The organism is Bradyrhizobium sp. (assembly GCF_049691595.1).
Classification (GTDB): Bacteria; Pseudomonadota; Alphaproteobacteria; order Rhizobiales; family Xanthobacteraceae; genus Bradyrhizobium.
Window position 1 is genome coordinate 1 of the sequence record NZ_JBAVNZ010000570.1, and the last position, 5,622, is coordinate 5,622.

The 5,622-nt window shown below is 62.8% G+C and carries 8 protein-coding genes; 4 read left to right on the forward strand and 4 right to left on the reverse strand.

The window, feature by feature from the left end; translation table 11 throughout:
* Positions 1-308, forward strand: a 308-nt coding sequence (locus WCE35_RS23055; protein WP_424595621.1) for a hypothetical protein, incomplete at its 5' end; no start/stop codon positions are given.
* Positions 309-430: 122 nt separating this feature from the next.
* On the opposite strand, the gene WCE35_RS23060 is transcribed toward WCE35_RS23055, so the two are convergent.
* The 3 genes from WCE35_RS23060 to WCE35_RS23070 all read right to left on the reverse strand — a co-directional run bounded on the left by WCE35_RS23060 (position 431) and on the right by WCE35_RS23070 (position 2,018).
* Positions 431-1,162, reverse strand: a complete 732-nt coding sequence (locus tag WCE35_RS23060) for a Fic/DOC family protein (protein ID WP_424595622.1) — start codon at positions 1,160-1,162, stop codon at positions 431-433.
* A complete protein-coding gene (locus WCE35_RS23065; protein WP_424595623.1) occupies positions 1,152-1,412 on the reverse strand; it encodes a hypothetical protein in 261 nt (86 codons plus the stop codon). Before WCE35_RS23065 ends, WCE35_RS23060 begins: the two co-directional genes overlap by 11 nt.
* Before the next feature lie 192 nt (positions 1,413-1,604).
* Positions 1,605-2,018, reverse strand: coding sequence for a copper-binding protein (locus WCE35_RS23070; protein ID WP_424595624.1), 414 nt, complete (start codon positions 2,016-2,018; stop codon positions 1,605-1,607).
* A gap of 188 nt (positions 2,019-2,206) precedes the next feature.
* Here WCE35_RS23070 and WCE35_RS23075 point away from each other — a divergent pair, with 188 nt between their 5' ends.
* Positions 2,207-2,479, forward strand: a complete 273-nt coding sequence (locus WCE35_RS23075) for a PilZ domain-containing protein (protein ID WP_424595625.1) — start codon at positions 2,207-2,209, stop codon at positions 2,477-2,479.
* Positions 2,480-2,665: 186 nt separating this feature from the next.
* On the opposite strand, the gene WCE35_RS23080 is transcribed toward WCE35_RS23075, so the two are convergent.
* Entirely contained in the window at positions 2,666-3,574 is a 909-nt protein-coding gene (locus tag WCE35_RS23080; RefSeq protein WP_424595626.1) for an alpha/beta fold hydrolase, read from the reverse strand.
* A gap of 229 nt (positions 3,575-3,803) precedes the next feature.
* Here WCE35_RS23080 and WCE35_RS23085 point away from each other — a divergent pair, with 229 nt between their 5' ends.
* Entirely contained in the window at positions 3,804-5,192 is a 1,389-nt protein-coding gene (locus tag WCE35_RS23085; RefSeq protein WP_424595627.1) for a class II 3-deoxy-7-phosphoheptulonate synthase, read from the forward strand.
* A gap of 3 nt (positions 5,193-5,195) precedes the next feature.
* Complete coding sequence (locus tag WCE35_RS23090) at positions 5,196-5,549, forward strand: diacylglycerol kinase (protein WP_424595628.1); 354 nt, start codon at positions 5,196-5,198, stop codon at positions 5,547-5,549.
* The last annotated feature ends 73 nt before the right edge of the window (positions 5,550-5,622 follow it).

Sequence of the window (5,622 nt, forward strand, 5' to 3'; positions counted from 1 at the left end):
CCCACATTAACGTGCGATGGATTTTGGCGGTGGCTTTCGGCCTTTTCCTCACGGTGAGCGCGCAAGCCTCCTGCGTCTGCCGATGCGTCGATGGCGAGATGCAGCCGCTCTGCACCGGCAGCATGGAGCTTCCGCCGATCTGCCCGATCACGGTGTGTTCCATCGTCCCGCCGTCCCTCGCGCCGCTGCCGCCGATGCAATTGCCGCCGCTCGGCGCCTCGCAATGCTCGCAGCGTCAGGTTCTCGATCCCGCCACCGGGCAATACGAATGGCGGAGCGTGTGCGACCAGGCGGACCGCGTCTGGTGAAGCGCGTAGGGCGGATCAGCGCAGCGTCATCCGCCGCTTACCGACGATAAGATAAAGAGGCGGATTACGCCAGGGCCTGCCATCGGGCGACGCATCTGCGCGGACTCGCTTCGACCCAAGGCCTAGCGTTGCTTCCTCTTCACTACCTGTGCCTCATACCGGGCTTTCAATTCCGGATCATCGGTCGTACCGAGCACGGTATCTTCGCCCTCGCCATCAAGGCCTGGCGCGGCGGCAATGTTCGCCGCAAGTTCGCCGTGAGAGACAGCGCTCCTGGTGAACGGCTTGAGATAGGCGTCCAGATGTCCTTGATCGGGGTCTTCAAGTTCTTTGGTGAGAGCGGCCAGATAGTCGTTCTTGCTCGTGGCGGCCCAATCGATGCTGAAGCCCGCTCGTTGCGCGAGCACGCAGTGGAGCACCATGATGGTCCGGCCGTTGCCGTCAAGAAACGGATGGCCATGCGCCAGATAGCCCATGATCTCGCCGGGCTTTGCAGCCATGAATTTCTTGTCTTGTCCGTGATCCAGTCCATAGTCGGTCGCGCGCCGTATATCCTGCGGATAGGCGAAGGAGATTTTGCCCCTGTCGTTTCCCTTGCTCACGACAAGATGCGGCGCGGTGATCAGGCGGTCTTGTCCTGCCCACGGATAAACCGCCTCGAACAGGATCTTGTGCGTGCCGAGCACGTCGTCATAGGAAAGTTGCTTTTTGGACGCGAGATTGTCGAACGCTGCATCAAGGCCGGTCGTGAAGGATGCGTGCTCCATCTGCCGGACTATCTTCGAGTCCTTGGTTCGGGCGACGTTGCGCAGATAGCCGCGCGTTTCGAAGTCGCCAAATGGATCAAACGTCACGGCTGGTTTCGCGAAGATAGCGCGCTTGCAGGCGGACCATCAGGGTGCGGTCGATGCGTCCGGCACGTTGCAGGCCAATCAACAGCTGCTCGATCGGATCGAGTTCGACCACGTCTCCCGCCAATCGGGTCATGTGATGTGCAAGCCGGTCACTGTCGGTCACATGATAGGTCACGTGATTCCGTTCGGCGAGGTTCTGGATGACCCGGGCGGTGGCATTAACGATCGTGGATGGGCGGCGGGCGGACATGGATTCTCCTCCCGGTCAATATAGCATTTCCCTGCCTGAAAATCCATTAAGCGCGTAGGATGGATGGAGCCAACGGGTCGCGCGAATGCGCGCCCGATGATGAACTCCGCGATACCCATCCATCGCACGCACGTATGCACGTATGAAGGTGATTGGCTTCGCCGGGCGCAACCCGTCCCGCGTACTGAAAGCTTACTGTTTCTCGAGTGTCGTGATGGTCCTGGTCCCGCCCGTTTCGGTGACGGAAAACTTGACCCTGTCGCCGGCGTGAACCGCGTCCAGCAAGCCGCCTTGCACCTTGAACGCTTCGGCCGCGCCGCCGCTATTGGCGCCGACAGTGCCGCCCTGAGTCTGTCGAATCGCGATCGTGCCGCTGATCCGATCGATGGTGGTGACCGTTCCCGTCAGCGGTTGCTGGGCCAATGTCACCGAACTGATGAGGGTGAGCGCTGAACCCGCCAAAATGCGTCTTGCCAGTTTCATCGAAGCCTCCCCGGGCTTCCGAGCAGCCGGCGATAAGCCGGAATGACCGGATTTGTTCCCAGCCGGTTCCCAACATAGCGCGCCAATGGGGCGGATTGGCGCCGCGATATCCTGGATTTTCACGATTCCAGCATATCGCGGAGCCCGTCATCGGGCGCGGACGGGCACGATCGGCGGACGTCCCCGCGGCCCAAGCCTGTAAATTGCGATGCAATGCGCTAACGGGACCTTTACGGGATTGCCTTCAATCTGACGCCTGCTTTGGCGATCGCCTTGCCGATCGCCGACACGTCCAACAACGGATGGTCATCATGACCGTTGATGAGCCAAGGGCAAAGGTACAGCGCGAACCGCGCCGGCAAATGCACAAGCAGCCGGCCTGGATCACGGTCGACGACGGCGTGACCAGGCTCGATTGCTTCGTATTGGACGTCTCGCCTGGCGGCGTCCGGATCGAGACCGATGTCGAGATCGATCTCGGGGGCAGGTTCACATTGGCGCTGGTGCCGGCGCATCCAAAACGCCAGCCCTGCGAAGTGGTCTGGCGTCGCGGCAGGACCTACGGCGTAAAATTCCTGCCCTGATAGCGCCATGCGCCCGCCTGCCGTCATTGCGAGGAGCGACTTGTCCGCCGTAGCTTGACGAGCGACGGCGGAAGCGACGAAGCAATCCATTTCTTTCTTTGCGCGGCGAGATGGATTGCTTCGCTTGCGCTCGCAATGACGGTTCTACAATCGAATTGTCCTCAGCTCTTTGAAAATTGAATCAGCCTACCCCGCCTGAAGCCATTCCGCGGCACCGCGCCATAGCGTGTCGCGGTGTTCGGGGCGGAAAAATCCGAAATGGCCGATGGTCTTCCCGCCCGCATCCGCCGGCGTCACCGACAGAATTTCCGGCGTGGTCGAGGTAAATCCCGAGCACAGCAGTTCGACCGCGGGCAACGTCGCCCAGGGATCGTCGGTCAGGCACAGCGCCCGCAACGCGCCCTGATACTTCGGAAAATTCCGCAGCGCGCCGAGTTTTGTGTCGTCGAACAGATAGCGCGGGCTCATCACCCAGGAGACCCATTGCTCGAACACGCCCTTCGGCAAATCCTGCCCGAGGCCGGTCCAGCCCGGCGTGTAGCCGAGCAGGCGGGTCAAGGGGAGGCCCGCGAAATTGAGCATCGCATAGACACGATAGCGCTCCGGCGAGGCCATCAGTTTCCAATAGCCGGCTTGCGCCGCGATCAACAGCGCGCGCGACACTTCGCGGTTGTTGGGAATGAGCCCAAGCGCCTGCCCGCCGAAGGAATGGCCGACATAGCCGCACGGCAGCGCGCGATAGCGCTGGCGCATCCAGGCCACGGCGGCGGCGACATCGAGCGCGGCCCAGTCCGTCATCGAGGCCTTGAAGCCGACCAGCGATTTCGGCCGGTTGGCGCCGGTCCGCGCCTTCCGCCTGGAATCGCCGGTGCCGCGATAGTCATAGGTCAGCACCACGCAGCCGCGCTGGGCGAGATAACCGGCAAAGCCCCGGTAGATCTTGCGCGGCACCGCGGTCGCCGAATTGATCAGCATGGCATGGCGCTTGGCGCCGCGGGGCAAAAACAGCGTCGCCCCCAGCAGATATCCATCGGTCGCCGGCACGGTGATGTCGTCGATGAACACGTCGTCCAGTCCGGCCTCGGCCACCCCCATTTCCCCCTTTGGTTGTGCCGCGCCTAACAAATGCGAATTCGGCTTTTGCCGCAAGGCTCGCCGGAATGGAATTCCAGCTAGCAGCCGGCTTGCAGCCTGTGTATAAACCGGCCCTTCCTCAACCGCCGACCCGGCTACGCCAAGGCTTCGCCGGGCTGTTTCAGTTTCGGGCCCGCCGAAGCTTCAGCGAAGGCGGGTAAGTCGCGGTTTTTGTTCAGGAGTTGACGTCATGTCCGAGCGGTGGACCCCCGACAGCTGGCGCGCCAGGCCGGTGTTGCAGATGCCCGATTATCCCGATGCCAAGGCATTGGCCGATGTCGAGGCGCAGCTTGCGACGTTTCCGCCGCTGGTTTTTGCAGGTGAGGCGCGCAACCTGAAAAAGGCGCTGGCGCGCGTCGCCGCCGGCCAGGCGTTTCTGCTGCAGGGCGGCGATTGCGCCGAAAGTTTCGCCGAGCATGGCGCCAACAACATCCGCGATTTCTTCCGCGTGCTGCTGCAGATGGCGGTGGTGCTGACCTATGCCGGCGCGCTGCCGGTGGTGAAGGTCGGCCGCATCGCCGGGCAATTCGCCAAGCCGCGCTCCTCGCCGACCGAAAAGATCGGCGGCGTCGAGCTGCCGAGCTATCGCGGCGACATCGTCAACGACATCGCCTTCACCGCCGAGGCGCGCACGCCCGATCCGCAGCGTCAACTGATGGCGTACCGGCAGTCGGCGGCGACGCTCAATCTGCTGCGGGCGTTTGCGACCGGCGGTTTTGCCAATCTCGGCAGCGTGCATCAGTGGATGCTTGGTTTCCTCAAGGACTCCCCGCAGTCGCGCCGTTACAAGGAACTGGCGGACCGCATCTCGGATGCGCTGAACTTCATGCAGGCCTGCGGGCTCGATCTCGAAAGCCATCCGGAACTGCGGTCCACCGATTTCTACACCAGCCATGAAGCGCTGCTGCTCGGCTACGAGCAGGCGATGACGCGGATCGATTCCACCACCGGCGACTGGTATGCGACCTCGGGCCACATGATCTGGATCGGCGACCGCACCCGCCAGCTCGACCACGGCCATGTCGAATATTTTCGCGGCATCAGGAACCCGATCGGCTTGAAGTGCGGCCCCTCGCTCAAGCCGGACGAGTTGCTAAAGCTGATCGATGTGCTCAACCCCGACAACGAGCCCGGACGGCTGACGCTGATCAACCGCTTCGGCGCGGACAAGGTCGGCGATCACCTGCCGGCGCTGGTTCGGGCCGTGAAGCGGGAAGGGCGTATCGTGGTCTGGTCGTGCGATCCGATGCACGGCAACACCATCACCTCGACCTCGGGCTACAAGACCCGTCCGTTCGACCGGGTATTGTCGGAGGTAAAATCGTTCTTCGCCGTCCATGCGGCCGAGGGCACCCATGCCGGCGGCGTCCATCTGGAGATGACCGGGCAGGACGTCACCGAATGCATCGGCGGCGCGCGCGCCATCACCGATGAGGGCCTCAACGACCGCTATCACACGGTCTGCGATCCACGTTTGAACGCCGAACAATCGATCGACATGGCTTTCCTGATCGCGGAACTGCTGAAACAGGAACGCGCCGGCAAGGCCAAGCCGATGCCGGCGGCCGCGGGACTTTGAGAATTGCTGCGACTTTGGCGGGCCACGATCAATACGCGTAACGGCCTCGCCTTTGCGATCCGCTCCGAGCAGGCCGTTCGCGAGGAACTCGCGGCACTCGTGCTGTCGTTGCCGCTGGCGTGGCTGATCGGCTTGACCGCGATGCGCCGCATCGAACTGGTCGCCGCCGTGGTGCTGGTGCTGGTGGTCGAGCTGCTCAACACCGCGATCGAAAAGCTCGCGGACCGGCTGACCACCGACCATGATCCCCAGATCGGGCGGGTCAAGGACATGGGCTCGGCGGCGGTCGGCGTCGCGCTGGTGATGGCCGGGCTGTTCTGGCTGTTCGCCCTCGCCGAACGCATGGGCGTTATTTGAAGCATGGTCCCGAAAAGCGGGCACCGGTTTCCGGAAAAGATCATGCTCAGACAACAATCTGGAGCGGGATGAC

Excerpts from the sequence above, each read along its gene's own strand:
- WCE35_RS23085 (WP_424595627.1), top strand. The coding sequence starts at position 3,804 with ATGTCCGAGCGGTGGACCCCCGACAGCTGGCGCGCCAGGCCGGTGTTG.
- WCE35_RS23075 (WP_424595625.1), top strand. The coding sequence starts at position 2,207 with ATGACCGTTGATGAGCCAAGGGCAAAGGTACAGCGCGAACCGCGCCGG.
- WCE35_RS23065 (WP_424595623.1), bottom strand. The coding sequence starts at position 1,412 with ATGTCCGCCCGCCGCCCATCCACGATCGTTAATGCCACCGCCCGGGTC.
- WCE35_RS23080 (WP_424595626.1), bottom strand. The coding sequence starts at position 3,574 with ATGGGGGTGGCCGAGGCCGGACTGGACGACGTGTTCATCGACGACATC.